This is a genomic window from Psychrobacter sp. HII-4 (assembly GCF_904846595.1).
In the GTDB taxonomy this organism is placed as follows: Bacteria; Pseudomonadota; Gammaproteobacteria; order Pseudomonadales; family Moraxellaceae; genus Psychrobacter; species Psychrobacter celer.
On the sequence record NZ_CAJHBJ010000002.1, the window covers coordinates 153,684 to 179,484 of the forward strand.

23 protein-coding genes and 1 pseudogene are annotated in these 25,801 nt (G+C 46.5%); 13 read left to right on the forward strand and 11 right to left on the reverse strand.

All coding sequences use genetic code 11. The features are described from left to right. Positions 1-122 precede the first annotated feature (122 nt). The 4 genes from pgsA to acs all read right to left on the reverse strand — a co-directional run bounded on the left by pgsA (position 123) and on the right by acs (position 5,207). Entirely contained in the window at positions 123-803 is a 681-nt protein-coding gene (gene pgsA, locus JMX98_RS02385; RefSeq protein WP_201584354.1) for a CDP-diacylglycerol--glycerol-3-phosphate 3-phosphatidyltransferase, read from the reverse strand. 505 nt (positions 804-1,308) lie between these two features. Next, entirely contained in the window at positions 1,309-1,749 is a 441-nt protein-coding gene (locus JMX98_RS02390; RefSeq protein ID WP_105244671.1) for an MgtC/SapB family protein, read from the reverse strand. A 91-nt stretch (positions 1,750-1,840) separates the two neighbouring features. Continuing rightward, on the reverse strand, positions 1,841-3,034 hold the full coding sequence (locus JMX98_RS02395; protein WP_201584357.1) for an NAD(P)/FAD-dependent oxidoreductase: 1,194 nt from the start codon (positions 3,032-3,034) through the stop codon (positions 1,841-1,843). A gap of 211 nt (positions 3,035-3,245) precedes the next feature. Continuing rightward, on the reverse strand, positions 3,246-5,207 hold the full coding sequence (gene acs / locus JMX98_RS02400; protein ID WP_201584360.1) for an acetate--CoA ligase: 1,962 nt from the start codon (positions 5,205-5,207) through the stop codon (positions 3,246-3,248). Positions 5,208-5,615: 408 nt separating this feature from the next. Between acs and JMX98_RS02405 the strand changes: the two genes are divergently transcribed. Both JMX98_RS02405 and JMX98_RS02410 read left to right on the forward strand, forming a co-directional pair. Then, positions 5,616-6,917, forward strand: a complete 1,302-nt coding sequence (locus JMX98_RS02405; RefSeq protein WP_201584363.1) for an NAD(P)/FAD-dependent oxidoreductase — start codon at positions 5,616-5,618, stop codon at positions 6,915-6,917. A 203-nt stretch (positions 6,918-7,120) separates the two neighbouring features. After that, positions 7,121-8,128, forward strand: a complete 1,008-nt coding sequence (locus JMX98_RS02410; RefSeq protein WP_201584366.1) for a pirin family protein — start codon at positions 7,121-7,123, stop codon at positions 8,126-8,128. 340 nt (positions 8,129-8,468) lie between these two features. Here the strand turns inward: JMX98_RS02410 and JMX98_RS02415 are convergent, their stop codons facing one another. Continuing rightward, positions 8,469-9,578: an alkene reductase gene (locus JMX98_RS02415; RefSeq protein ID WP_201584369.1), complete on the reverse strand. Its 1,110-nt coding sequence runs from the start codon at positions 9,576-9,578 to the stop codon at positions 8,469-8,471. 544 nt (positions 9,579-10,122) lie between these two features. Between JMX98_RS02415 and JMX98_RS02420 the strand changes: the two genes are divergently transcribed. Next, positions 10,123-10,623: a hypothetical protein gene (locus JMX98_RS02420; protein ID WP_201584371.1), complete on the forward strand. Its 501-nt coding sequence runs from the start codon at positions 10,123-10,125 to the stop codon at positions 10,621-10,623. Between the two features lie 138 nt (positions 10,624-10,761). Here JMX98_RS02420 and JMX98_RS02425 read toward each other — a convergent pair whose 3' ends face one another. Together JMX98_RS02425 and trpB are read right to left on the reverse strand one after the other, a co-directional pair. Then, a complete protein-coding gene (locus JMX98_RS02425) occupies positions 10,762-11,664 on the reverse strand; it encodes a DMT family transporter (protein WP_201584374.1) in 903 nt (300 codons plus the stop codon). 133 nt (positions 11,665-11,797) lie between these two features. Next, positions 11,798-13,036, reverse strand: a complete 1,239-nt coding sequence (trpB, locus tag JMX98_RS02430) for a tryptophan synthase subunit beta (protein WP_201584377.1) — start codon at positions 13,034-13,036, stop codon at positions 11,798-11,800. A 229-nt stretch (positions 13,037-13,265) separates the two neighbouring features. On the opposite strand from trpB, the gene JMX98_RS02435 reads away from it, so the two are divergent. Both JMX98_RS02435 and JMX98_RS02440 read left to right on the forward strand, forming a co-directional pair. Next, positions 13,266-13,511 carry a Trp family transcriptional regulator gene (locus JMX98_RS02435; RefSeq protein ID WP_320157758.1) on the forward strand — a complete coding sequence of 82 codons (246 nt, stop codon included), beginning with the start codon at positions 13,266-13,268 and terminating at the stop codon, positions 13,509-13,511. A gap of 319 nt (positions 13,512-13,830) precedes the next feature. Then, a complete protein-coding gene (locus JMX98_RS02440; protein ID WP_201584380.1) occupies positions 13,831-14,154 on the forward strand; it encodes a hypothetical protein in 324 nt (107 codons plus the stop codon). Between the two features lie 203 nt (positions 14,155-14,357). On the opposite strand, the gene JMX98_RS02445 is transcribed toward JMX98_RS02440, so the two are convergent. Continuing rightward, complete coding sequence (locus JMX98_RS02445) at positions 14,358-14,612, reverse strand: DUF4282 domain-containing protein (protein ID WP_100748766.1); 255 nt, start codon at positions 14,610-14,612, stop codon at positions 14,358-14,360. A gap of 187 nt (positions 14,613-14,799) precedes the next feature. On the opposite strand from JMX98_RS02445, the gene JMX98_RS02450 reads away from it, so the two are divergent. The 7 genes and pseudogenes from JMX98_RS02450 to JMX98_RS02480 all read left to right on the forward strand — a co-directional run bounded on the left by JMX98_RS02450 (position 14,800) and on the right by JMX98_RS02480 (position 20,246). Continuing rightward, positions 14,800-15,834 carry a lipoate--protein ligase gene (locus JMX98_RS02450; protein WP_201584383.1) on the forward strand — a complete coding sequence of 345 codons (1,035 nt, stop codon included), beginning with the start codon at positions 14,800-14,802 and terminating at the stop codon, positions 15,832-15,834. A 209-nt stretch (positions 15,835-16,043) separates the two neighbouring features. Continuing rightward, positions 16,044-17,513, forward strand: a complete 1,470-nt coding sequence (locus JMX98_RS02455; RefSeq protein WP_201584384.1) for a PAAR domain-containing protein — start codon at positions 16,044-16,046, stop codon at positions 17,511-17,513. A 15-nt stretch (positions 17,514-17,528) separates the two neighbouring features. Continuing rightward, positions 17,529-18,077, forward strand: a complete 549-nt coding sequence (locus tag JMX98_RS02460; RefSeq protein WP_201584387.1) for a hypothetical protein — start codon at positions 17,529-17,531, stop codon at positions 18,075-18,077. Next, a complete protein-coding gene (locus JMX98_RS02465; RefSeq protein WP_201584390.1) occupies positions 18,064-18,633 on the forward strand; it encodes a hypothetical protein in 570 nt (189 codons plus the stop codon). The genes JMX98_RS02460 and JMX98_RS02465 overlap by 14 nt, the downstream gene beginning before the upstream one ends. A gap of 176 nt (positions 18,634-18,809) precedes the next feature. Beyond that, positions 18,810-18,917 carry a hypothetical protein gene (locus tag JMX98_RS02470; protein ID WP_201584548.1) on the forward strand — a complete coding sequence of 36 codons (108 nt, stop codon included), beginning with the start codon at positions 18,810-18,812 and terminating at the stop codon, positions 18,915-18,917. Between the two features lie 200 nt (positions 18,918-19,117). After that, positions 19,118-19,441, forward strand: a complete 324-nt coding sequence (locus JMX98_RS02475; protein ID WP_201584393.1) for a hypothetical protein — start codon at positions 19,118-19,120, stop codon at positions 19,439-19,441. 13 nt (positions 19,442-19,454) lie between these two features. Then, a pseudogene (locus JMX98_RS02480) lies at positions 19,455-20,246 on the forward strand (tetratricopeptide repeat protein). A 96-nt stretch (positions 20,247-20,342) separates the two neighbouring features. Here the strand turns inward: JMX98_RS02480 and JMX98_RS02490 are convergent. Continuing rightward, the gene (locus tag JMX98_RS02490) at positions 20,343-22,499 is read right to left on the reverse strand and encodes an NADPH-dependent 2,4-dienoyl-CoA reductase (protein WP_227679976.1); all 2,157 of its coding nucleotides are present in this window, start codon (positions 22,497-22,499) and stop codon (positions 20,343-20,345) included. Positions 22,500-22,827: 328 nt separating this feature from the next. On the opposite strand from JMX98_RS02490, the gene JMX98_RS02495 reads away from it, so the two are divergent. After that, the gene (locus tag JMX98_RS02495) at positions 22,828-24,489 is read left to right on the forward strand and encodes an AMP-binding protein (RefSeq protein WP_201584399.1); all 1,662 of its coding nucleotides are present in this window, start codon (positions 22,828-22,830) and stop codon (positions 24,487-24,489) included. Between the two features lie 310 nt (positions 24,490-24,799). On the opposite strand, the gene JMX98_RS02500 is transcribed toward JMX98_RS02495, so the two are convergent. Then, positions 24,800-25,219, reverse strand: coding sequence for a DUF6691 family protein (locus tag JMX98_RS02500; protein ID WP_201584402.1), 420 nt, complete (start codon positions 25,217-25,219; stop codon positions 24,800-24,802). 56 nt (positions 25,220-25,275) lie between these two features. Beyond that, complete coding sequence (locus JMX98_RS02505; RefSeq protein WP_201584405.1) at positions 25,276-25,713, reverse strand: YeeE/YedE family protein; 438 nt, start codon at positions 25,711-25,713, stop codon at positions 25,276-25,278. Positions 25,714-25,801 lie beyond the last annotated feature (88 nt).

Genomic DNA, 25,801 nt, shown 5'->3' on the forward strand with positions numbered 1-25,801 from the left:
CAGTGGCTGATGTGACTGGCGTTTTTTTGCTGGGAATTAGGTGTTAAATATTAGGTGCCCATATCGAGTATTAAAAACTAGGGTCTTTAATCGATAGATGCCTTTATAGACAGATTTGAATATCAGCCGTGTTGTTTGAGGTACGGCCAAGCCGCTTTTAGATAAATCATCATCGACCATAGCGTCAAAACCACGGCGGCCACCATAAGCGCATAGCCGATGGTTTCAAGCGACTCCCAGTTTAGCAGCAATACGGTAATCGCCACCATCTGAAAGGTGGTCTTGAGCTTGCCGACATAGGAGACCGCCACACTGGTGCCTTTGCCCAGCTCAGCCATCCACTCACGTAGCGCCGATACCGCGATTTCACGCGAGATAATCACAATCGCTGCGATGGCCATGATGATATTTGGGTGCCACTGCACGAGGATGATCAAAGCTGCCGCCACCATCAGCTTGTCAGCGACAGGGTCCAAAAAGCGGCCAAAGGCTGAGGTGACATTGAGCTTACGAGCAAGATAACCGTCGAGCCAATCGGTAATCGCCGCTAAGATAAACACACCCGTCAATAATAAATGGCGCAATAAGCTATCGCTAAACTCACTCATTCCTACCCGCGCGATGACATTATCTGAGATGGCAGGCATGCCAATTCCCATCGCTGGCGGCCAGTAAGCAATCGCTACAAACAGCGGAATCATCAAGATACGAGCAATGGTCAGATTGTTTGGCAAGTTAAAAATACTTTTGGTATTTTGCTTACTTGGTGGTTCCTGCGTATGCAAATGCGTACTCTCAGTCATGGCAAACCCAGTTTTATATAGACATAATAATGGCAGATAGCTTAGCACTTTTCGGGCAAGCCGTCATGCCATCTCTTATACTGCCCCCAAAGATAAAACGTAATGTCATGTAACCAAAATCGCCGAATCGTAGCCAAATCACCATCAGTTGCGTTATGATAGCCATGCAAACGAAAACACTTGTACACTTAAATATGTAAGTAAATATATCTGCCTATTGAACGGATTATAATTGCCCTAATCTTAGTAAGTATAGTCAGTACCGAAAATATCTTTTTAGATGTCTTTGTAGATAAGAACCAAAACGGCCATGTACAGTATTTTTAAGCATACTACTGATGTGTTTAGTGCCATGCAGCGTCGATGGAAACACGTAATAACCGCATAACAACAACAAGATACCACCACTGCCTTGTAGCACGATTTTGCTACCTGTCCAGTTTTCCTCAGCCCACAGCACCCCCTCTGTGGGCTTTTTTTTGGCTGGTAAATTTTCTACAGTAGATTAGGGAGTGTCTTTTTCTTTTTTGCTCTTAAAGGGCTCAGAAAACTGCAAAATCAAAAAACCAACCGCAGACAGAATAATGGCAATCTCGTAGCGACCATAGGCCACCGAAATGCCGATTGCGCCCGTGTTCCATAAGCTGGCCGCCGTGGCAGTGCCTTTTGAACCCATCTCGTTTTTAAAAATCGCCCCGCCGCCGATAAAGCCCATACCCGTGATGATGGCATACATAATCCTCGCCTCACCTGCTGATTCATAGATATCCATACCCACCAGCATAAATGCACAAGAGGCAATCGTCACTAGCGGAAACGTCCTCAGCCCCGCGCCGTTGTCTTTCATCTCGCGGTTGAGCGCGATGGGCAACGATAAAATAAAGGCAACACCCAATTGAAAAAAGTGGTACTGCATGAGGTCTAAGTCTATATCGAATCCAAACATAGCATCTCCTCCATGGATATTATCAACGGGCCTCCCGCCCAGCGCCGATTATTATAAACGCCCTCTGTCATTATCAAGGAATAGCAACGCATCACCCTGCAAGCGCGGCGCAGATCACCTCAGCTGTCTGCTGCGCCATGTGATAGCAGCTCTCGATATTGCCTTGCCCGCACCAGTCGCCACTGACGATCCATTGACGAGACGCATCAGTGAGTACGCCTTGGGCGGGGGTTTGCGCATCGGAGCGCGTCGCGGCATAGCGCCAGCGATGACAGTCGATCTGTGTGGGAGCACAGGCATCATCCCAGCCCAAAGCATGCTGCGCTGCTGTCAAGAGCGCAGCTTGTACAGGCCCTATCTCTTCATCGACCTGCTGCTCGGACCAGTCGTTGCGGGCATGGATGGTGATACTCGGTAGCAGCGTTTCATGGGCAGGTTTTCGCTGCTCTATAAATATCCTATCGATGATCGAATCATTGACATAAGCGACGTCCCATCCGCCACTGTCTGCATCCGTCAGCACCGCAGGAAGCGCCTGCCCCTCATTCCAGCCGAGCATCAGCGTGTAGCAAGCTTGCATCTTGATGGTGCTGATGCTCTCTTGTTTGTCAAAGCCACTGCCAGCCATCAGCTCGGCCGCTTGCACGTTTGGCGCGGTACAGATCACCCAGTCAAATAGCCCAAGACTATGGCCTGCTTCATCAAACAGCTCAGTTTTTTGCTTAGTTTGTTGCTTATTTTCGCCAGCTGCTGGCTCAGTGTACTGCTCCAGTGGTGCCACACGGGTTTGAAAACGCATGGTGGTGTGCTGTAGCTCGCCTGCCAGCGCGCGCCCCCAACTGGTCATCTTTGGGGTACTGATATAGCGAGCTTGCTCGGTATTCCAGCGCTCTTTTTTTATGGTAGAGGGCCGCTGACCCGTCGTATGGGCAGTGGTCAACTCAACCACGTTGGCACACCACGGCTGTATCGTACCCATGTCGAGCCATGGCGCTATAAACTGCTGAAAGCTGGCGGTCTTTGCGGTAAAAAACTGCGCCCCAAACGCCCATTGCCAGTTTTTATGCGTTTGGCTATCGCGGCGATATCGGGTGGCCAAACGCCCCACGCTGCGAGATTTTTCAAAAATCGTCAGCTGCGGCATCGGCTGGGCGGCAGGCGTATGACCAAACGCACGCTCCAACAAAGTGGCTGTAAACAGTCCGGTCAACCCGCCACCGATGATGGCAATGGTCGGTGCAGCGGTATCAGCAGGATGACAAGAGTGGAGTGTGTGCTCAGACATAACGACAGTCGGCCTTGTGGTGTTTTGATCAAAAAATAATGTGTGTAAGCCAGCATGTGCAGGCAGTCTTGTGCAGATAGCGAGGCTCATAAAAGCTATTGAACCCTTAAAACCTGCTGATATCAATATCATCTACGTAAAAAAGCCATGCTACCGTCGATAACATGGCTTTTTTTATTGTTGATACTACTATTACTATCTATTTACCCGCTTACTCACCGCGTTCCGCCTTGACCACCTCAACCAGCTGATTGATCACTGAGCTATCGGCTAGCGTGGATAAGTCGCCCAAGCCCACATACTGCCCTGCAGCCAAATTACGCAAGATACGGCGCATGATCTTGCCTGAGCGGGTTTTGGGCAGTGCATCGACGATATAGATAGCATCAAGATTGGCAATCGGGCCGATCTCTGTACGCACATGGCGATTTAGCTCGGCTTTTAGCGACTCTGTGGCCGTCTCGCCAGATTTTAGGATAATAAAGGCGCAAACCCCCATGCCACGTATCTCATGCGGCATACCGACGATGGCAGCCTCAGCGGTCGCCGGATGCGCCACCACCGCGCTTTCGATCTCCGCTGTGCCTAAGCGATGGCCTGAGACATTGAGCACATCATCGACACGGCCGGTGATCCAGTAGTGTCCATCTTCGTCGCGCTGCGCGCCGTCCCCTGTAAAGTAATAACCTGGGTACTCACTAAAGTATGTCTTTAAAAAGCGCTCATGGTCGTTATAAATCGTACGCATCTGCCCCGGCCAGCTGCTCTTAATTACCAGATTGCCTTCGGCAGCGCCTTCTAAAACCTCGCCATCCGTATTGACAATCTCTGGCTTGATACCGTATAGCGGGTTCATCGCCGCCCCTGGTTTTGGCGCCACCGTACCTGGTATGGGAGCCATGAGAATACCGCCTGTCTCAGTCTGCCACCATGTATCGACGATGGGGCATTTGCCACTACCAACGATATGATAATACCAGTCCCAAGCCTCTGGGTTGATTGGCTCGCCGACCGTACCCAGCAAGCGCAGGCTGGAGCGATCCGACTCACGGACAAAGGCATCGCCCTCTTTCATCATCGCCCGAACCGCTGTCGGCGCCGTGTACAAAATCGTCACGTCATGCTTATCAATGATATGACCAATGCGCGCCCACGTTGGATACTCAGGCACCCCTTCAAACATCACGGTCGTCGTACCATTGGCAAGGGGTGCATAAGTGGTATAAGTATGCCCCGTCACCCAGCCGACATCCGCCGTACACCAATAGACGTCATCGTCTTTGATATCAAACACGTCACGGAAAGTTGAGATGGCATACGTCAGATAGCCGCCTGTGGTGTGCAGCACGCCTTTGGGCTTACCCGTAGAGCCTGAGGTGTATAATAAAAACAACGGGTCTTCGGCATTCATCACCTCAGGCTCGCAATGCTCAGACTCGCCATCGATTAAGGTATGGTACCAAATGTCGCGGCGGCCACTCATCGGTACTGAGTTACCAGTACGGTGCACGACGACGACGTTGGTGACCGTGTCGGTGCCATCCATGTCCAACGCCCGATCGACGTTGGCTTTTAGCGGAGTGTGTTTATTGCCGCGCACGCCTTCGTCTGCGGTAATGATGACTTTGGAGCGACTATCGACCAAGCGATTGCCCAAGCTCTCAGCAGAAAAACCGCCAAATACCACAGAGTGTACTGCGCCGATGCGGGTACAGGCCAGCATACCGATCATCGCCTCTGGTATCATTGGCATATATAGGGTCACTCGATCGCCTTTTTCGACACCCAGCTTGCGCAGTGCATTGCCCAACCGGCAGACTTCTTCGTGCAGCTCTTTAAATGAGATGATTTTATGCTGCGACGGGTGATCGCCTTCCCAAATGATGGCAGGCTTGTAAGGATGGGTCTTTAGATGACGATCGAGACAGTTGACAGAGACATTGAGCTGACCGTCTTCAAACCATTTGATGCGAAAATCGTCCAAATCATAGTTGACGTCGCTGATTTTGGTGGGTTTTTTTATCCAATCGACCAGCTCGGCACGCTGTGCCCAAAAGGCATCATTGCTCTCAGGAGATTCGATAGATTGCTGATAGTGTGTTTGGTATTGCTCCGCGCTGGTATTGGCGGCGGCAAGAAAGTCGTCTGCAACAGGAAATGATTTTTGCGTCATAGTATTCATCCTTTTTCATTATTATGACTCGCACAAACCGCCGCGCGCGACTGTCTGTACAAGCAATAAGAGTCATCTTCCATAATGTGTGACACTCTGTGCTAGTTTGACAAATAAGCGGGACGGTTGCAAGGCATCAATGCCCATTCATAACAATTTCACTGTACAGCCGTATACTTGCTTATTGCTGGCGCGCGACTGCACCATTACATTTAATCCTTGTAACCTGATATGAAATATGGACAATAGCTACACGCCAGCGGCTATGACACCCGCTTATATTGGCTTTTTTTCGCCGATGAGGGTTTTTGGCTGTTGTTACCCACTTAACCTGTTTAGCTTCCCTTTATTTGGGCTAATCTAGACGTCACGCGCATCCCCCACCCCTTTTTTATTTATGAGATCCCCATGAGTCACCATCGTCCCGCTTCCCACTCTACCCATTACGACGTCATCATCATCGGTGCGGGCGCATCCGGTCTATACTGTGCGCTTACCGCTGGTCGCCGTGGTCGCCGCGTGCTGGTGCTCGACCATGCCAATAAAGCAGGTAAGAAAATCCTCATGTCGGGGGGCGGACGCTGCAATTTTACCAACTATGTCGTCGAGCCGAGCCATTTTGTCGGCGCCAATCCGCACTTTTGTAAGTCGGCCTTGAGCCGTTATTCTAATTGGGAGTTTATCGGTATGGTAGCGGCGCACCATATTCCCTATCATGAGCGCGAGCACGGTCAGCTGTTTTGTGACGACTCAGCCCAAGACATCGTGACCATGCTGCTAGATGAGTGCGCGGCAGTCGGTGTGCATATCAAGCTTAGTACGCAGATTGATGGCGTAAAACCAATCGATAGTGCCAACCATGCACGCTTTGAGTTGAGCACCAGCAAATCGCTGAGTAAAAAAGAAAAGCAAGCAAGAAAAGAGGCCATAAGCTCGCCCACGTTGCCACAAACCATTTACCGCTGTGAGTCTTTGGTTGTCGCAACGGGCGGACTCTCTATCCCGACAATGGGCGCAAGCGGCTTAGGTTACGAGCTGGCGCAGCAGTTTGGTCATACTCTGGTGACAACCGATGCCAGCCTCGTGCCTTTTACCTTTACCGATCAGACTGGCGAGCTTATCCGCTCACTGGCAGGCATCAGCCTACCGGTGATTGCCAGCAATGAGCGCATCTCCTTTAGACTACCGCTGCTATTTACTCATCGTGGGCTCTCAGGCCCTGCCATGCTTCAGCTTTCAAACTATTGGCATACTGGAGAAACCATCCGTATCAACCTGCTGCCAGATACTGATATGACTGCGCTCCTACTTGCTCACAAACAATCCCATCCACGCCAGCTGGTTCGTACCGTTTTGGCTGACCATACCACCAGCCCGCTACCCAAAAAACTGCTCTCCGCCCTACAAGCGCATCTGTGGGATGACATCAAAGAAACCGAACTTGCCAATATCAAAGACGAGCGGCTACTGGAGCTGGGCGCGGCGCTCAACGGCTGGCAGCTCAAACCCTCTGGCACCGAGGGCTACCGCACCGCCGAGGTCACGCGCGGCGGGGTGACCACCGACGAGGTATCATCAAAGACCATGCAAAGCAATTTGCAAGAGGGCTTATATTTTATCGGTGAGGTGCTAGACGTCACCGGCTGGCTGGGCGGCTATAATTTTCAGTGGGCGTGGGCCAGTGGCCATGTATGCGGCGAGATAGTATAAGTGGTATAAGCCGCATTATCATGCCCCCGCTGCTCCTGCTCTATGTAAAAAACCCAACCAATCTTGCGTCAGTGAAATAATGACTCAAACAAGCATAATATATGTTATTTTGAATATATACTGAGATAATACTATATTGAGGCATCTGACGCTTGGCTCCTGTTATGCTGCATAAGCCATATACTATTTTTATGAGGTGATACATGCGTCCGATCAAACATATTTATGGTGACAAAGCGCCACAATGGATAGGTGATGGTTTTTATGTAAAAACCTTAATCAACCATTTGGATGATGACCCCGACATTAACTATCGCCATACTGACCCGTTTTTGTTATTTGACTATGGCCAGCCGACCACCTTTGCCCCAAACCCTCATTATCAGACCAAGCCGCACGGCATCGGACAACATCCGCACAAAGGCTTTGAGGCAGTGACTGTCGCGTATGCAGGTGAGATCAGTCACGCTGACTCGGCCGGCGGTCGCGGCGATATTTTGGCAGGTGATGCCCAGTGGATGACCACAGGGCGCGGAATCACACATGAGGAGTTTCACTCTGAGGCGTTTGGTGCGCGCGGCGGGCTATTTAGCATGGTACAGCTGTGGGTCAATCTACCGAGCGCTCATAAACTAACAGCGCCAAGATATCAGAGCATCAAGCGCGCCGACATGCCGATGGTGACGCTGACAGCAGATAGTAATCATCAAACAGCGATTGGCACAGCGGCGATTATCGCTGGTGATTGGCAAGGTATCAAAGGGGCGGCCAGCACCTTTACGCCCATCAACCTCTGGGACATCGCGCTACATCGTGCAGGTGCAACGACACTACAGCTCCCTGATACTCACAATGTGCTCCTGCTGGTACAAGAAGGTGAGGTGCTGGTGAATGGCACCGCCATCAGTGCGGGTCATTTGATACAATTTGCCGCGCCAACCCAGCACCGCGCTGAGATGGCGGCGGAGCAAGTGGCAACTCATGACCGTATTGAGCTGTGCCTTCTCGCCGCTCACACTGACGAGCTGGCCGCTACTCCTGTCAAAGCGCCTGTCAAAAAAACGCCTGTCGAAAAATCTGCCAAACTGCTGTTACTTAGCGGTGAACCTATCGGCGAGCCTGTAGCAGCCCACGGACCCTTTGTCATGAATACCAAAGAAGAGCTACATCAAACCTTGCGTGATTATCAAGCGGGTCGTTTTGGTCAATGACCGCTATATCGTCGATACTAGGGCGTATAGTTAGCTGAATGTAAAAATGTTATGGATTTAAACGCGCTACTGGTATAAATTTTACTTGCGTGCTGCGTTCCCAGAGGCTGCGAAAAATTCATCCCAGTAGCGCTATGACATTTTTAGAGTGTATCGACTATATCTCAATTCAATCAATAGCCGTCTAAATGAGCTAAAAATGAGGAGCTGACCTACTAAAGGGTCTGTCAAAATTAACAAATATCGAAGCCCTAACATCGAATTTCTCATAAAAAAGCCGCTTTACAAAGATGTAAAACGGCTTTTTAACGCTTAAAATTTAAAGTTAATCGTCGCTACATTAGGCTTGTTTTTTATCCAAATAAGGATAATCGGTGTAGCCCTCGCTACCGCCACCATAAAAGCTCTGCGGATGCTGCTCATTAAGCGGCGCCGCTTGGCGGATACGCTCGGCCAAGTCTGGGTTGGCAATATAGTCACGACCAAATGCCACCGCATCGATGTAGCCGGCTTGGATATTTTGCGATGCTTTTTCGGCAGTATAGCCGCCAGCTGCGATAATCATGTTGTCGAACGCTTGGCGGATGCGCTGGCGGAAGCCTTCGGTATAAGGCGTGCCACCCGCCCAATCAGGCTCAGAGATATGCAGATACATCAGATTGCGTTTATTGAGCTGCTCAATCAGCCAGATATTATCGTCTTCATCATAGCCAGCATCTACGCCATTAAACGAGCCTTGCGGAGAGATACGAATACCAACGTGATCGTTATCCCAAGCCGCAATACAAGCGTCAACGACCTCGAGCGTTAGACGGGCACGGTTTTCTTTACTACCACCGTATTCATCATCGCGCTTATTGGTGTGCTCGGCCCAAAACTGATGCAGCAGATAACCATGAGCGCCGTGGACTTCTACCCCATCAAACCCAGCTTCGCGAGCCATGGTTGTTGCATGAGCGAAGTCTTTGACCACTTGCTTAATGTCGTCCAAAGTCGCCGGACGCGGCGGTGTGGCTTCGACGCGAATCGCTTGATTATCGCTATCACGCAGTGACGTGCGAGCGCCGACTTCGACATCGGAGGCGGAGATCGGCGCTTGCCCATCTGGCTGCACGCTTTTGTGCGCGACCAGTCCTGTGTGCCACATCTGCACGACGATTTTGCCGCCTTTGGCATGGACATTATCGACCACAGCTTTCCATGCGGTGACTTGATCCTTAGTATGAATACCAGGCGCGCCAGCATAGCCTTTGGCCTGAAAGGATACCTGCGTCGCTTCGGTGATGACCAGCCCTGCTCCTGCGCGCTGCGAATAATACTCGCCTGCCATTGCGGTCGGCACATCGCCTGGCTCGACTGCGCGCAGACGGGTCAGAGGTGCCATAATGATGCGGTTTTTGAGTGTTTGGCTGCCCATTTTGACAGGTTCAAATAAATTATCGTATGCCATATTGTGTCCTATGGTGTTTGTCGTGATTGGTGAATGTTCGTTATTATACTGCTGCCTATAGTCGACGCTAAATAAATCAGATACATCGCTATCAAGCCGCTCAATGCTTTGTCATACATACTTATTATGGTATCGGTGCGCTGCGACCGAATAAAGGCATAAAAAAATCATATTGAACGACCGTTATCTTTATAGGGAGCGGATGGATTTATTCAAGCAAGCGTTACAAACAAAAACACCTCTGGTCTTTATCTATCCTGCCCCTTGTCCTGCCATCCATGCAGCAAATCAACGCAGCCAATCATGCACAATGATATGACGATAAAACATCGGCTAAATATGTCACAATGACGCGTACCATACTGCCCTGCGCCCTATATCCTATCTCTCGCTTGTGTGTCTCTCGATCAAATAGCGAAAGCTAACATTTGTCAATATAAAAGCAACGCCGTTATCCAATAATAAACGGTGTTTTATTCGTATTAAATAGTGGCAATATCGCGTATTTAACGTATCAAAAATATCGATCAAATAGAGAAAAAATATGCAAACGCCAACCGCAGCGCCCCAAACAAAGCATCGAAAACACCTTGCAAAAAAACACTTGCCAGCAGCTTGCAGTGTGGGGCTTATGTTGGCCTTGAGTGGCTGTCTTGCGACAGGAAAGTTCGACTATCAGCTAATGCGACAAGAAGATGCAAAATGGGTCGCGGTCGAGCAACTGACCGATAGACTCATCGCCGTTGGCAAGCCCAGCGCGCCTATTGGAGGAGTGAATAATGCGATTGTGCTTGCAGGGGAAAAGCGCAGCTATCTGGTACAGAGCACAAACCAAGACCCTGAGCTGACAGCTATACTAAATCACGTCGATCTGGCGTATTTTTCCTTTAAACCCATGCCAACAAAAGACACGCCGCACTTTGCGATAAGAATTGGTGAAAGCGGCTGTCCCTCTCGCCCTGACGTTTTATCATTATCAGCCAGACACCACGTTGGCAGAAGAAAAAAGGCTAAAGGCGCTGATGCCTCTTGCCAAAGCCTTTGAAATCATTACCTTCTCTATTCAGCCGATCATGGTCGGAGGCGTAAATTAACCATACCGCCGCGGGCTTGACATAGTATTTAGCTGCTAGTATTTGGCTGCAAACCTTTACCTTTCAGCGATGAGATGGCCTGCGCGAGTTTAGGATTTCAGCAGTTTTTTAACCGACAACTCAAGCGACAGATAAGTGCCGATTAATATCACCACTGAGCCAATGATGGCGCGGGTATCTAGCGCCTCGCCCAGCAGCACATAGCCCAAAATAATGGCAAAAATCGGAATCACCAAAGTGATGCTCGTCGCCCGCGTCGGTCCGATGTTTTTGATCAATTGGTTCATAAAGATGAGGGCAATCGCTGTAGAAAAGACACCTATACAAACCACCGACACCCACGCCTTGGCGCTGATGCTCTGATCATAAGGAAACGCATAAAAAGCCACAGGCAGCATCAAAATACTGGCGATGATCAGCGAGCCTGCAGTGATGGCCACGGGTGAGACATTATATAAATAATGACGGGTGATATTGGCTCCGACTGCATAGCCGACGCAGGCAAGTATCGCATAGCCCATTGGCAACAAACCGTTAGCCAATCCGGCCTCTGAGACACCGCCAGCAAACAAGCTTTCGCTCATCAAAATAGCGACTCCGATCACGCCGATGACCAAGCCCAGCACTTGTCTTTTGGACAGCCGGTCTTTAAAAAAAGTACTGGCGATAAAGCCGCTCATCATTGGCACAGAGGCATTGAGCACCGCCAACACTCCTGCGTTGACTGACTGAGCAGAAAAAGAAAACAACACAAACGGCAGAGCCGCAGAAAAAATACCAACCAGCGCCAGCAGCTGCCAATGATCGCGCAGACCGTCACGGTTTTTCTTATTGACCATGACAAACGCCAGCATCACCAGCCCAGCAAATATCACCCGCAGGCTGGCAAACGCTAATGAGCCAAACTCAGGCACGCCAATGCGATAAAACACAAACGACAGCGACCACATAAACGACAGCGTGATAAAAATAATGAGATCGCGTTTGCTCATGGGTTCGTCCTAGTTAGCGCTAAGACCGTCTTAGCAGTCATAAAAAATGCCATGTGATAAAACATGGCAATGATAACAGCTTAGGACGTATTGAACATAGCGTAAGTAGCGATTAAATATCGACATCTGATTGCTATTTTGACAAATCCACTTTATCTAAGACAAAATCAATATCTTTGTCACCGCGCCCTGATAGATTGACCAAAATAGTCTTATCGGGTGACATGTTTTTGGCGACTCGCATGGCATAAGCGATGGCGTGCGCCGTCTCTAGGGCAGGGATAATACCTTCAAGTCGTGATAACGCCATAAACGCGTCTAAACACTCCGCGTCTGTCGCTGATTCATAAGTCGCAAGACCCATATCTTGAAGTAGTGAGTGCTGCGGGCCAACGCCCGGATAATCAAGACCGGAGGCAATTGAATGTACAGGCGCAGGCTCGCCGTCTTTATCGAGTAGCACGTAGCATTTAAACCCATGAATCTCGCCTTTCGTCCCAAGCGTCATCGTCGCCGCGTGATTGGGCGTATCAAGACCTTCGCCTGCAGGCTCGACGCCGACTTTTTCTACCTCTGTATCACCCAAAAAGCCGCTAAAGATGCCAATCGCATTAGAGCCGCCGCCGACACAAGCGACCACTTTATTAGGCAGCGTGCCAGTAGTTTCTAAGAACTGCGTCCGCGCTTCACGGCCGACGACCGACTGGAAGTAGCTGACTATCTCAGGATAAGGCGCAGGCCCGAGTGCTGAGCCAATGGCAAACATACTGTTGTCCAAATCACTAAGATAAGTCTCAAACGCACTATCGACCGCCTCTTTTAGCGTGCCTGCGCCGTGCGATACCGGCACGATATTGGCACCTAAGATTTTCATCCGGCTGACATTGGGATGCTCTTTTTCGATATCGACGACGCCCATGTGGATCTCACACTCCATGCCCATCAGCGCCGCTGCCGTAGCTAGTGCTACGCCATGTTGCCCTGCACCTGTCTCGGCGATGACTTTGGTTTTGCCGAGCTTTTTGGCGAGTAACACTTCCCCTATACAGTGATTAATCTTGTGCGCGCCGGTATGATTCAAGTCCTCACGTTTAAAATAAATCTGCGCGCCGCCGCAATGCTCGCTTAAGCGTCTGGCATGAAATATCGGACTAGGCCGACCAATGTAAGTCTGACGCAAGCGGCTCATCTCATTAACAAAATCGTCGTCTTTAATGATCGCACGAAAGCCTGTCTCGATCTCCTCCATCGCTTTTGCCAGCTCAGGATGCTCAATCTTGCCACCATACTCGCCATATAAACCATCAAGGCTTGGCAAAATGGAGTCGTGCAAACCGTAAGTGTTACTGCTGTCATTGGCTAATGCTGTCATGGCTCATTCCTGTTGTCTGATTCACTATTGTCTATTTGAAGCTAAATTAAACATAGAAAACGATCTAAATTATAATAGAAATTTGTTATTATGTTCTAGTGCATTGAAACAGATTTTAGGCTAAGTTTTATGGCAGGTCAAGCATTACTGCTCTGCTAATAAAGCAGTGCTCACAAATAGAATAATGAACGTATTTCGCCTTTATTGATTGAGGCAAAAGGAGAATAAAATGGCCAAACAAGACAGTCATTCTAATAAAGCTTATGACTACTTATTAGCGCTACTGACTCAGACCAATGACAAAGCCCATTTATCAGAGATACTTAAAGCGCTATTGACCGAAAAAGAGCAAGCTGAGCTTGGTAATCGCTTAACTATCTTTGCGCTACTACAGCAAGAAGTGACGCAACGAGAGATTCGGTATCGCCACAGTATCGCGCGGCGCCAAAGTATTTCATCAACATCAAATCGATGAATTGCTACCGGATATTGGCGATAAAATTAATATCTGATAGCTATCAACATTTAGCGCAAGAAAATTACCCATAAAAGACTTTTAAATGCTATATTTATAAAAATTTGTTTACTAAATTAGGGACACGCCCTAGTATTTTACTGGTAAGCGAATTTATTTTTGCTATTTAAAGGACAGCTAAAAGACATTCAGTTTTAATCTTATTATCACTATTTGAGGAGCACATTAATGAGAAAAATAGCTTTGTTTATCGGTGCTATGTCAGTAGCAACAGCCGGTTTTTGCGGCGTTGGACAGTTTTCGGGTGACACCACTTGCTATGTCTATAAACAAGATAAATTACAAAAAAAAGCTCACCTGCCAGTATGACGGTGCCGAAGGCGCAGCGATGAGCTACGCCTTTAGGCAAGTTGACTACAATTTGCCAGGATTCGGTAAAATGGCGACCTCGAACAGTGCAGATTATGATGACAATGGCAATCATATCGGATGGACGACCACCGTCAATGATGAGCCCGCTGTCATCAGATATCGCGCGCCATCTAGCAAAAAAGTAGTCAGTCAAACATATGCAGAGTCGGGTAAAGAGGTTCTACAATGTTATTTGAGCACAACCTCGCAGTGGGAGATTTGCTCTGAGTAATTATTATCTCGCGTGGCCTAAAAGACCGAATGTTTAATCACAGGCTGAGCTTAGGTTCAGCTTTTTATCACCTATAGCAAACACAAACCAAGACCGCTTCTAGTAAAGTAAAACTCATCCCAGTCCCACTGTATCGTTTTTATACTGAACTCACTATACATAGGCACAGCTCGTTAAGACCAAACATTTTTTCAATCGCTTACTTACAGTTGACTCTTTTCACTGATTGTCTTTAAGTATTTATTATTGCGGAATATAACCATAATAAGCTCGCAATACACTCTGACAGAGATTGCACCGAACACCATAACCATTAACCCTGCAAAAAATCCTGCTGCACCCATACCTGAGAACATCACACTAATACCGCCAACAAAAACGGCAAATAGCGATAGCCAATATATAATAGTTATAACTCTGGGTGTAATGAAAGAATCAAATGATAATAACGAATTCATGGTCTAATGTCCTAAATGGAATGCGGATTGTTAAAGCTAATGACAAAATAAAGCTTAATATTAATTGTAATATTGTAGCAACATTATACCTATGTAGATTAACAAAACAATCTAATTAGAGACATAAGTTCACTTTAATCGTGATTAAATTTCATACTGCTGTCAAATAATTGAAAAAGGACAAAAAATGAAACTACGCATCTTAAAATCCGCCGTCACCAACCCGTGGTTTAACCTCGCCACCGAAGACTGGATATTTAATACCCTTGATCCTGAGTCGCACACGCTTTTCCTATGGCGCAATAGCGAGACCGTGGTCATCGGACGCTCACAAAATCCGTGGGTAGAATGCAAAATCGATAAGATGGAAGCCGACGATGTATTTTTGGCACGGCGGCAAAGCGGCGGCGGCGCGGTGTTTCATGATTTGGGCAATACCAACTTTACCTTTTTATCACCCAAGGCCGACTACGACCAAGATGCTAACTTCACTATTATCGTCAATGCGCTAAAAAAACTCGGTATCGATGCTGAGCAGTCCGGACGTAATGACATGCAAGTCGGCGATAAAAAAATATCAGGCAGCGCCTTTAAGCATGCATCTGACCGTAGCTTTCATCATGGGACACTACTCGTGAACGCTAACATACAAAAACTCGGCGATTATCTCAATCCGCATCCGCTCAAATTGCAAGCCAAAGGCATCAAATCCGTGCGCTCTCGCGTGGCCAATCTGGTTGAGTTTAATGAAGATATCAATCACGAAACTTTATCCGATGCCATTATCGAATCGTTTTGTGAATACTATCGAGACACTGATTATGACGATACTACTTATGACGATACTACGCCCGTAGAGGAACTAGACAGAGACACCCTAGCAAAAGAACCTTCGTTAAACGCCTATTACGAGCAGATGGCGGACTGGAACTGGCGCTTTGGTAAGACGCCTGAATTTACCCACCATATTGAGACGCGCTTTGATTGGGGCATGATGGATATGCATCTGGACGTGACGCAGGCGCAGATTAGCGAGGTGATTATCTTTTCTGATGCGCTAAACGTCGAGCTGATTGATGCGTTAAAAGCGGCTTTGACGGGCGCAAAATACAGCCAAGACGGCATTACAGCGCGTTTGGATACATTAGCAAAAGCGCATCCTGAATTCGCCGCGCAAGTGAGTGATGTTAAGGAGTGGATGATTGGGGAAGTGGTTGGGTGACTGGTGATAGATGCAAGTTTTTATAAACATTCAGCGTGTTCTTATTCAAAACCTCTCATCCAATCAATAATATTTAGAACTTTTGTATACTAAGATATTAATATCCATTACAATAACAAGCAGACTTAAGTTTGATATAAAGATATCGCGTTTATTGATACTCGCGATATTTTTTTGTCATCAACCATAGCATACATTGGAAGTTATACATGGCTGCATATATTACGGTAGGTGCAAAAACGGATCATGGCGGCACAGTCATTACGGGTTCTGCACACACATTGGTTAATGGTATTCCTGTAGCGCGTAAAGGTGACAAAGTACAGTGCAAGAAATGCAAAAAAGTCGTCACGATTGTCACAGGCGACCCAAGCTTTGTTATTGATGGCGCACCTGTGGCACGTGATGGTGATATAACGAGCTGCGGCGCTAAGCTGATTGCTGTTCAACAGGCTTTTGCAGAGTCGGATTTTGATGTAATGGGAGTTGAACAACCTGAGCAATACATGGCGACTTATGGTGATGTAAATCAAGGAAGTGATAGTGGTCATTACTTTAGTATTGAGGATGTATATTTAAATAATAACTTGTTTTCTCCTTATGGTATTAAAGCACGTAACCATGTAGGGCCTCATGGACAATCATCAAGAAATGCAGCTTCTGATAAATATGACAAAATATATATCAAAGTCAAAGTGCAGAGTGGTTCATTCAAAAACTTCAAGCTGGATGTATCAGGGACACCAACGCCCCTAGCATCCAAATCTGGCACTTTTAATAAAGATGATATTGTTACGTTAGAGTGGGATGGCTTTATTGGTGATATCTATGCTAGCAAGGCTCTATTAGCTGGCGTCGATCTAAAAGTATCTGCTACAGATTTGAGTAGCAATACTATAGCTAGCGATATAGAAAAAGTTGTATTTAAGTTTAAAAAACAAGATTGGATAGATATTAGTATAGATAGACAAGCAAAGCGCATAGTTGCAAATCTCAGAGTCAGTATATCTGAATTGAAGTGGGATATAGTGCCTGACAGGGTAGTTAGCAATCAAACTCAAAATCAACTCAATAGACCTATAATCTTTAGGGATAAGATGTCTGATTATTTGACCAACAGTGAGGTTGAGAGTTTGGTTAAGCAAGGCGTCAGCCGCTACTGGAGCCGTCAGCACAATACAATTAAAAATAAACGACTTGATATCGATGTTCATGGAGAGAAGTTTCAAGTATCTACCAAGTGTGAGATTACTGATCGTAATAGCATGCCTAAAATGAATATTATCTTTAATACCAATAGTGTACCTGGACGCTCTAGATACTGGGAAGCATCAAGGATGACTTATTATAATGTTGGATATTTGCTACTCACTGATTCGCACGGTAAGCAAGTATGGAGATTTCGGCAGAAAAGTAGCGCTGATAAGATTTTCAAAAGAGTATTTGCACATGAAATAGGTCATGAGATATTACTGGCCAATGGCGGGCAGCATTATTCCAAAACTCATAAAGGCTCGTCTACTATCTTACAAGCAGTGAATGGCACATACACTGCTACAGGTAGTGAGTATGATTTAATGAAATATGCTGAACAGAATCCACGGGATTATGACGATAAAGTGGTCGCTAGTGAAGAAGATGTACTTGGATTATTAGCGATATCGCAACTTACTTTATAAAAAGGTAGCACGTTTATGAGCATATTTAGGACATCAAGCAGTTTAATTATTGGCACTTTTGTTTCTTTGTGTATTTTAAGCTGCTCAGCAGGACAAGACATCTATGGCTATGCCTCCCCAATTATTACTGGGCAAGTCTTGGATAAAACCACCAATAAGCCCATAGAAAACGTTTCTCTTTTACAAACCAGTGCAGATACAACAATGACTGATCATAATGGGTACTTTAGACTACCTTCTTATAAAGAGGATTATACCACCTCTGATACTGGCAGGGGGATAAACCTCATGACTGAAGGTGGTTTGGATTTATATAAAGAAGGCTATAGAAGAAAAGTCTTTAGCAATTCTGGCTTCAAATTTTTAGAAGTAAAGTATACCGAAGAAGTACCATATCATATTCATTTGGGTAAGGTGTTTTTAGAGCCGCTACCAGAAGGTGTGGATATTAACGATGTTGAAGATGAGTACATTGATGACATGACATTTTGTCAGCCTAATGAGTCTCAAAAAGATGTCAATTGCATGCCACTACCAGATGGAGTTACAAATGAAGCCTTATAAACTATTTGCCTTCATCGGTGTGCTAACGGTTCCATTAAGTGCTTGCTTGATACCAGAGCCTACTGATTACTACGTCACCCCAGCACTTTCAGGTCAATTGCTAGACAGTGAAACTCAGCAGCCTGTTACTGATGTAAGTATTTACTTAACGGATGAACATCAAACAACTTCTGATAGTACAGGTAAGTTTACCTTGCCGCCTATGGTCGTCTCAGATGATAAAAGACATAGACGCGATAGAGAACAGCTGCAATTCATTTATGAATACGCTGATATCATGATTGAAGGCGACGGATATCAGCGTCGCTTATTTAACGTGGATGGCATAGCTTTACTTACGCCAGCTTTGGATATCAATACACCAGTGTCAATAAATATGGGTAGTGTATACCTTACGCCACTAGCAGAAGGTGAGCATGTCTATGATAGGGTATATCAATATACTAAGACGATGAGATACTGTAAACCTACTGAGTCTCAAAAAGAAGTCAATTGCATACCCTTACCAGAAGGTAAAACTTATAAGCAAGTTAGTCCAAATCAACCTGTAGAATAGTTCGATCTTGTATAGCGATAGGTTTATCCATTCCAAACTCAAATGCCATCAAGTTTGGTTTCCGATACATTATGGCGATAATAACCGCTATGTAAATGTCGGCGCGATATCTGAGGGCTGCGTCACAGTGTTGGACGTGATGTCGTGGAACAAGGTCTATCACTACTTAATCGACCATCTTTTCTGATGCGCTCAACGTCGAGCTGATTGATGTGTTAAAAGCAGCTTTGACGGGCGCAAAATACAGTCAAGACGGCATTGCAGCGCGCTTGGACACATTCTAATCAGCTGAAAACCTTGAGAAAATGGTGTGATATTTAATCCTTATCTACTACAGCCCCATCTTTTATCTTACTTTTTAAGCTTAAACATTTTGTTGATATCGCTTAGTATTTCTGGATGTTTTCAAGATTATCCTACACATAGGCCTCCTATTGAAGGCAGTGTTGATATATCGAAAAACAGTAAAGGTGACCTATGTTTTATGCCAATATTTAGCTCTGCCACTGTCATGGATAATCCTATAAACTTTAATTATATCAAAATGGAAGAGCTTGTTATATTAGACCCGAACGCAGAAGTAAGTAGTCATGTCAAAATACAAATTAAACCTGTAAATAAAGATTATTTTTCCTTAAAAAATGGTCAGAAGGTATGCTTAAACTCTGATAACATCAATTTAAAACAGACTATTTACTCCAAGTTAGATAAGCAATTATTAGTAGTTTCAATCGGAGGCTTGGATGACAAGGAAGAACACTTTATAAGTTTTCAAAGAAAATTTGACTATCCTTATACACCTGAGTGACAAGAAAAATTAAATGTATCAAAAAAAATTCTATACCTTAACTCAATCTATATTGCTAGCGACAGTGCTATCCAGTAGTTTGATAACTGCTGCTTGCTCAGCAGAATCATCAAATACACCTATATTATCTAATCAAAGCACCCCTGCTGAAATATACGAGCTTGGTCTTGCCAATTATGAGGGTGACTCAGTCCCTGAAGATGATGACAAAGCTTTTGAATTATTTCAAAAAGCTGCCGATCAAGGCTACGCACCTGCTAAACATTATCTAGGTATTATGTATTATGAAGGTTTGGGCGTAGAGCAAAACTATCAAAAAGCATTTGAGTGGATTGAACAAGCCGCCAACCAAGGATATGCCAATGCTCAATTCGATCTTGGAGTTATGTATCATGAAGGTATTGCTGTTGAACAAGATGAGATAAAAAAACTTGAATGGCTTCAACAAGCTGCTAACCAAGGATACACTGATGCTCAATTCAATCTCGGGATTATGTATCATTAGGGTATTGGTATTGAGCAAGATTATCAAAAAGCAATGCAGTGGTATCTATTAGCAGCTAACAATGGATCTTTTGACGCTCAAAATAATATTGGTAATTTTTACGAATACGGTTATGGTGTGCCGCAAGATTATGATAAAGCTTTTGAGTGGTATCAAAAGGCAGCCGATCAAGGCAATCAACAAGCTAGTAATCGCATCGGTAGATTGGTTATGAATGGTAAAATCGACGATAAAGGTATCATTATTTATAGCACACAAGAAACTGGACTCACATTAGGTGATATCGAAGAACCCCTATAGAATTAAAAAGGGTCACAGTTTACGAAGTAAAAAACGGCAGGAGATCCCTCCCCTACCGTTCTTTTAATTTAAAACTTTAATTCAAAAATTAAACCTTTAAATACTCGCCGCAACCTCAGCGCCATCACGAATGGCGCGTTTGGCGTCCAGCTCAGCAGCGAGTTTCGCCCCGCCAATCAGATGATACTGCGCGTCTGGCGCATCGCCAACGTTTGGCATCAGCTCAACCACTGACTCTTGACCGGCACAGACGACCACGCTATCGACACGTAGCAGCTGGCTTTGGCCTTGCGGATTGGTGACCCAAATGCCCTCGTTAGTGATTTTTTCGTACTGAACGCCTGCCACTTGAATGACGCCGTGCGACTTGATATGGGCACGATGCACCCAGCCAGAGGTTTTATTGAGGCCTGCGCCTAAGCGGCCTTTGGTGCGCTGCATCAGATACACTTGGCGAATCGGCTTGATGCCTTCAGGACGGATTAAACCGCCATCGCTTTGATAGTTAGGATCGTCAGTGACGCCCCACTCTGCGCGCCACTCGCTAATAGACTGCGGCTCAGGGCGGTAGCTTGGGTCTTTTAAGGTCTCAGGGCCGAGCTCATCCAATGGCTGACCATGATTGGCCGTCAGATATTCGCTGACATCGAAGCCAATACCGCCAGCACCGATGACTGCCACCGTATCGCCGACTGATTTTTCACCAGAGAGTAATTCTGCGTAGCTGATGACTTGCGGTAGATCCGCGCCTTCTAATTTGCCCTCAAGGCTTCTTGGTACGACGCCCGTGGCGACAACCACATGCTGGAATTTACCATCTTCAAGCATCGCTTTATCGACTTTGGTATTGAGTTTAATCTCAACGCCTAAGTGCTCAAGCTCATTAATATAGTAGCGAATGGTTTCAAAGAACTCTTCTTTACCTGGGATGACTTTGGCATAGTTAAACTGACCGCCTAAGACGTCTTTGGCTTCAAACAATGTCACATCATGCCCACGCAATGCCGCGACATGAGCCGCTGACATACCAGCGACGCCGCCACCGACGACCGCGACTTTTTGTGGGTTTTTGGTTTTTTTGTAGACCAATTCCGTCTCGTAGCAGGCTTGCGGATTAACAAGGCAAGTCGAGCGTTTATTCTCGAACGTATGGTCGAGACAGGCTTGGTTACAGGCGATACAGGTATTGATGCGATCGGCTTGACCATTTTTGGCTTTGTTGACCCAGTGCGCGTCAGCGAGGAACGGACGCGCCATCTGAATCATATCCGCTTGACCACTGGCGACGATATCCTCTGCCGTCTCTGGCATGTTGATACGGTTGGCCGCCATCATCGGGATACTGATATGTTTTTTGATCTCAGCGGTAAAGTCGACAAAAGCGGCGCGTGGCACGCTGGTGACAATCGTCGGGACGCGTGCTTCATGCCAGCCAATGCCAGTATTCATAATGGTGACGCCAGCTTCTTCTAGCGCTTTGGCGACAGTGATGACCTCGTCCATGACGTTGCCGTCTTTGACCAAGTCAATCACTGACAAACGGAACAGAATGATAAAGTCTGCGCCCACCGCTTTACGTACGGCTTTGACCACATCGACGGCAAACTTCATCCGGCCATTGATATCGCCGCCATATTGATCGCTGCGCTGATTGACATGGCGTGATAAAAACTGATTGAGTAAGTAGCCCTCAGAGCCCATGATCTCAACGCCATCATAACCCGCTTGCTTGGCCAGTTTGGCAGAGCGTGCGTAGTCCTCGACCGTCTGCTCAATGTTTTTGATAGTCATTTTGCGCGGTTTAAACGGCGTGATGGGTGATTTGATTGGGCTGGAGGAGACGATAAACGGATGGTAGCCATAGCGACCACTATGCAAGATTTGCATGATGATTTTGCTATCGTGTTTGTGTACGGCGCGGGTGACGCGTTGATGGTTGATAACGTCCATTTTAGTATTCATGGTACCGCCAGCAGGGAGCAGCCAGCCTTCACGATTGGGCGAGATACCACCTGTGATCATCATCGCCACGCCGCCCTTTGCACGCTCTTCAAAATAAGCAGCAAGCTTGCCATAATTGTAAAAGCGATCTTCTAAACCGGTATGCATAGAGCCCATGACTAAGCGGTTTTTGAGTGTGGTAAAGCCTAAGTCTAGCGGCTCAAAAAGATGCGGGTAGTGCTCATTGCTTTGAGCAGTATTGATGGTGTTATTGCTGCTGGCTTTGCGATTCTCAGTGCTGCTAGCGCTCATGTGACGATCCTTGTAAATTCAGGTTGATGAGAGGTTCATAGTGCAAAATAGCTAAACCTTATATGGCTGCTATCGTAACACAACCGCTTTGTCGTCAGCTATGCAGACAAACGACTGATGAGTGAACACAAGTTATTTATCATTTATATTCAATTCTATTCAGCGTTTCTCTTAAACGACTCTTACAAATCTAACCGACTTTTGCGCTGTCTTTGGCTATAATGAATACGCTTTTAATTGAAACATTTGCTGAATTGGTAAAGCAAAACCATCATCAAAGTGTATTTAAATTATAGTAAAACCCGAAATAAGATAAAGGACTATCACTATGACTGATTTCCATACTGGCCTTGGTAAAAATCCTGCTAACTATCAACCACTTACCCCTATCGACTTTATTATTCGTAGCGCGCAAGTATATCCTGACAAAGCCGCCATTATCTACGATGATCTTCAGCATAATAATCTCATCCAGAGTTGGAGCAAAACTTTTGAACGTTGCCGTCAGTTATCAGATGGCCTGCGCAAACTGGGTATCGATAAAAACGACACCGTAGCCGTCATGCTGCCTAATACCCCTGCTATGGTTGAGGCTGCTTTTGGGGTGCCGATGTCGGGCGGTGTGCTTTGTACGTTGAATACTCGGCTCGATATCAATGCGCTTAGCTTTTGTTTGCAGCATTCAGAAGCCAAAGTATTGATCTTGGACAGTGAGTTTGCTGAACATGCCGAGATCATCGACGAGACTTTTCCTAATCTGATCGTCATTCATGCCACAGATGCAGCCATTGAGGTAGAAGATTTTGGCAAAATGACTTACGAGGAATTGATTGCCAGCTCAGATGATTTGGATAATTGGGAAAAACCCGAGGATGAATGGGAAGCTATCGCGCTCAACTATACTTCTGGCACAACTGGTAAACCAAAGGGCGTGGTCTACCATCATCGCGGTGCCACGCTAAACGCCGTATCCAATATTCTAGATTGGGACATGCCCAAGCACCCGATGTATCTATGGACACTGCCCCTATTTCACTGCAACGGCTGGTGCTTTCCGTGGACGATCGCCGAGCGCGCAGGCGTCAATGTCTGCTTACGCCAGATTGATGCCGAGCTGATTTTGCAATTAATCGCTAAGCACAAGGTCACTCATTACTGCGCGGCGCCTGTGGTGCATAATATGATAGCGGGCGGTAAACAAGAGTACAAAGACGCGATTGATCATAAGGTCAAAGGCTGGGTCGCTGGCGCGCCGCCATCAGAGACGACGCTGACGGCAATGGAGGCGATGGATTTTGATATCACCCATGTTTATGGCTTGACCGAAGTCTATGGACCCGTCACCGTCTGCGCTGAGCAGCCTGAATGGCAAGACTTGGACGTCGCTGAACGCGCGCAAAAAAAATCGCGTCAAGGCGTGGTTTCACACTTAATGACAGGCTTTGAGGTCTTTAAACAAGGCACGACTCAGCCGGTTGCCGCTGATGGCGAGGAGATGGGCGAGCTGGCACTGCGTGGTAACATGGTAATGAAAGGCTATCTAAAAAGCCGTAAAGCCACTGATGAAGCGCTAAAAGACGGCTGGTTTCGCACCGGTGACTTGGGGGTCAAATACCCTGATGGCTATATCAAGATTATGGATAGGCTAAAAGACATCATCATCTCAGGCGGCGAGAATATCTCAAGTATCGAGGTCGAAAACGTCTTATACAAACTACCTGCCGTCCAAAGCTGCGCCGTCGTCGCCGCACCGCACGACAAATGGGGCGAAGTGCCCGTGGCCTTTATCGAGATCCACGAGGGCAGCACCTTACAGCGCGACACTGTCATGGCACACTGCAAGCAGCATTTAGCAGGCTTTAAAGTACCCAAGTATATTATCTTTGCTGAAATACCTAAGACCAGTACCGGCAAAGTACAAAAGTTTGAGCTGCGCCAAGCGGCCAAGTCATTAGCCCATGAGACACCAAAAGTCACGGCTTCCGAGTAGCGCTATGCAGAATACTTATTGATGCTAAGTATTTATTAGTGATAAGTACTTATTAACACTAAATAATAAAGCTCAGCCCAGGGCGTGTCCCTATTTTAAAAATGGTGATAAAAATGAGATAAATCGCAGGCAAACAAGGAAAATAGCGCAGGTAATATCAAGATATTGACCAGCTATTTGACATCGTTTGCCAAAGATTTAGCAATTTTTAGCCCATTTAGTCATAAACGCTTGAATTAGGGACACGCCCTAATTGTCTTAGGCTGAGCTTTTTATTATCAACAGATTGCGATATTACCAAGCGCAACTATCAATTCATCTTTGGCTCAAGCCACTGAAATACCAGCATCCCAACTAGCATCGCAGGAATAAACACATAGGCCTGCCATTGCCCCGTGCCTAATAGTACGACACCAGGCCCAGGACAGATACCGACAAGGCCCCAACCGATACCAAACAGCATCGCGCCGATGACAAGCTTGCTGGTAACCTTAGTTTTGGTCGGCATCTCAATCTCATCGCCTACCCAACTCTTGCGCTGCCGCCGAGCCCATTGCACCCCAACGATAGCGACAGCAAGGCCGCCGCCCATCACTAAGGCCAGTGAGATATCCCACGCGCCAAATACGTCCAAAAACCCTTGCACCTTAACCGGATCGGTCATACCTGATATCAGCAGTCCTAAGCCAAACAGCAGTCCTGTTTGTAAGCCGATGATATTTTTTAGCATAGTTCATTCTCACTATTTATTTTCTTTTTCTCAAAACCTCTAGCCATAGCAGCCATTTAAATCAAGCCCAATACTTGCCGGCCGATAAACACGGTGATGATGCCGAACGCCATAAAAGTCGCTGTGGCTACCATTGAGCGCGGCGACAAGCGCGCATTACCGCAGATGCCGTGACCACTCGTGCAACCTGAGCCTAAGCGCGTACCAAAGCCGACTAACAACCCTGCTGCAATCAGCAGCGGTAAAGAGGTCGTAACCTCTATATCAGGTAAAGGTCTGAACACACTATAAAGTAAAGGCGAGAGAACTAAACCTGCAATAAACAGTACTTGCCACATCTCGACGCGCTTTGGCTTTAGCAGGCTTGAAGTAATACCGCTAATACCAGCTATACGGCCAATACCTAAGAGTAAGATAACCGTCGCTACGCCTAATATGAGACCGCCGACCAAGGATATCGGCGTAAAGGCCAGCCAATCTATTTGTATACCCATAATGAGAGATCCAAAAGCTACTTTGTTTTATATAAAAACATTATATATTAAAATATAATAAATAGCTAAAAAAATACTGAGCGACTGC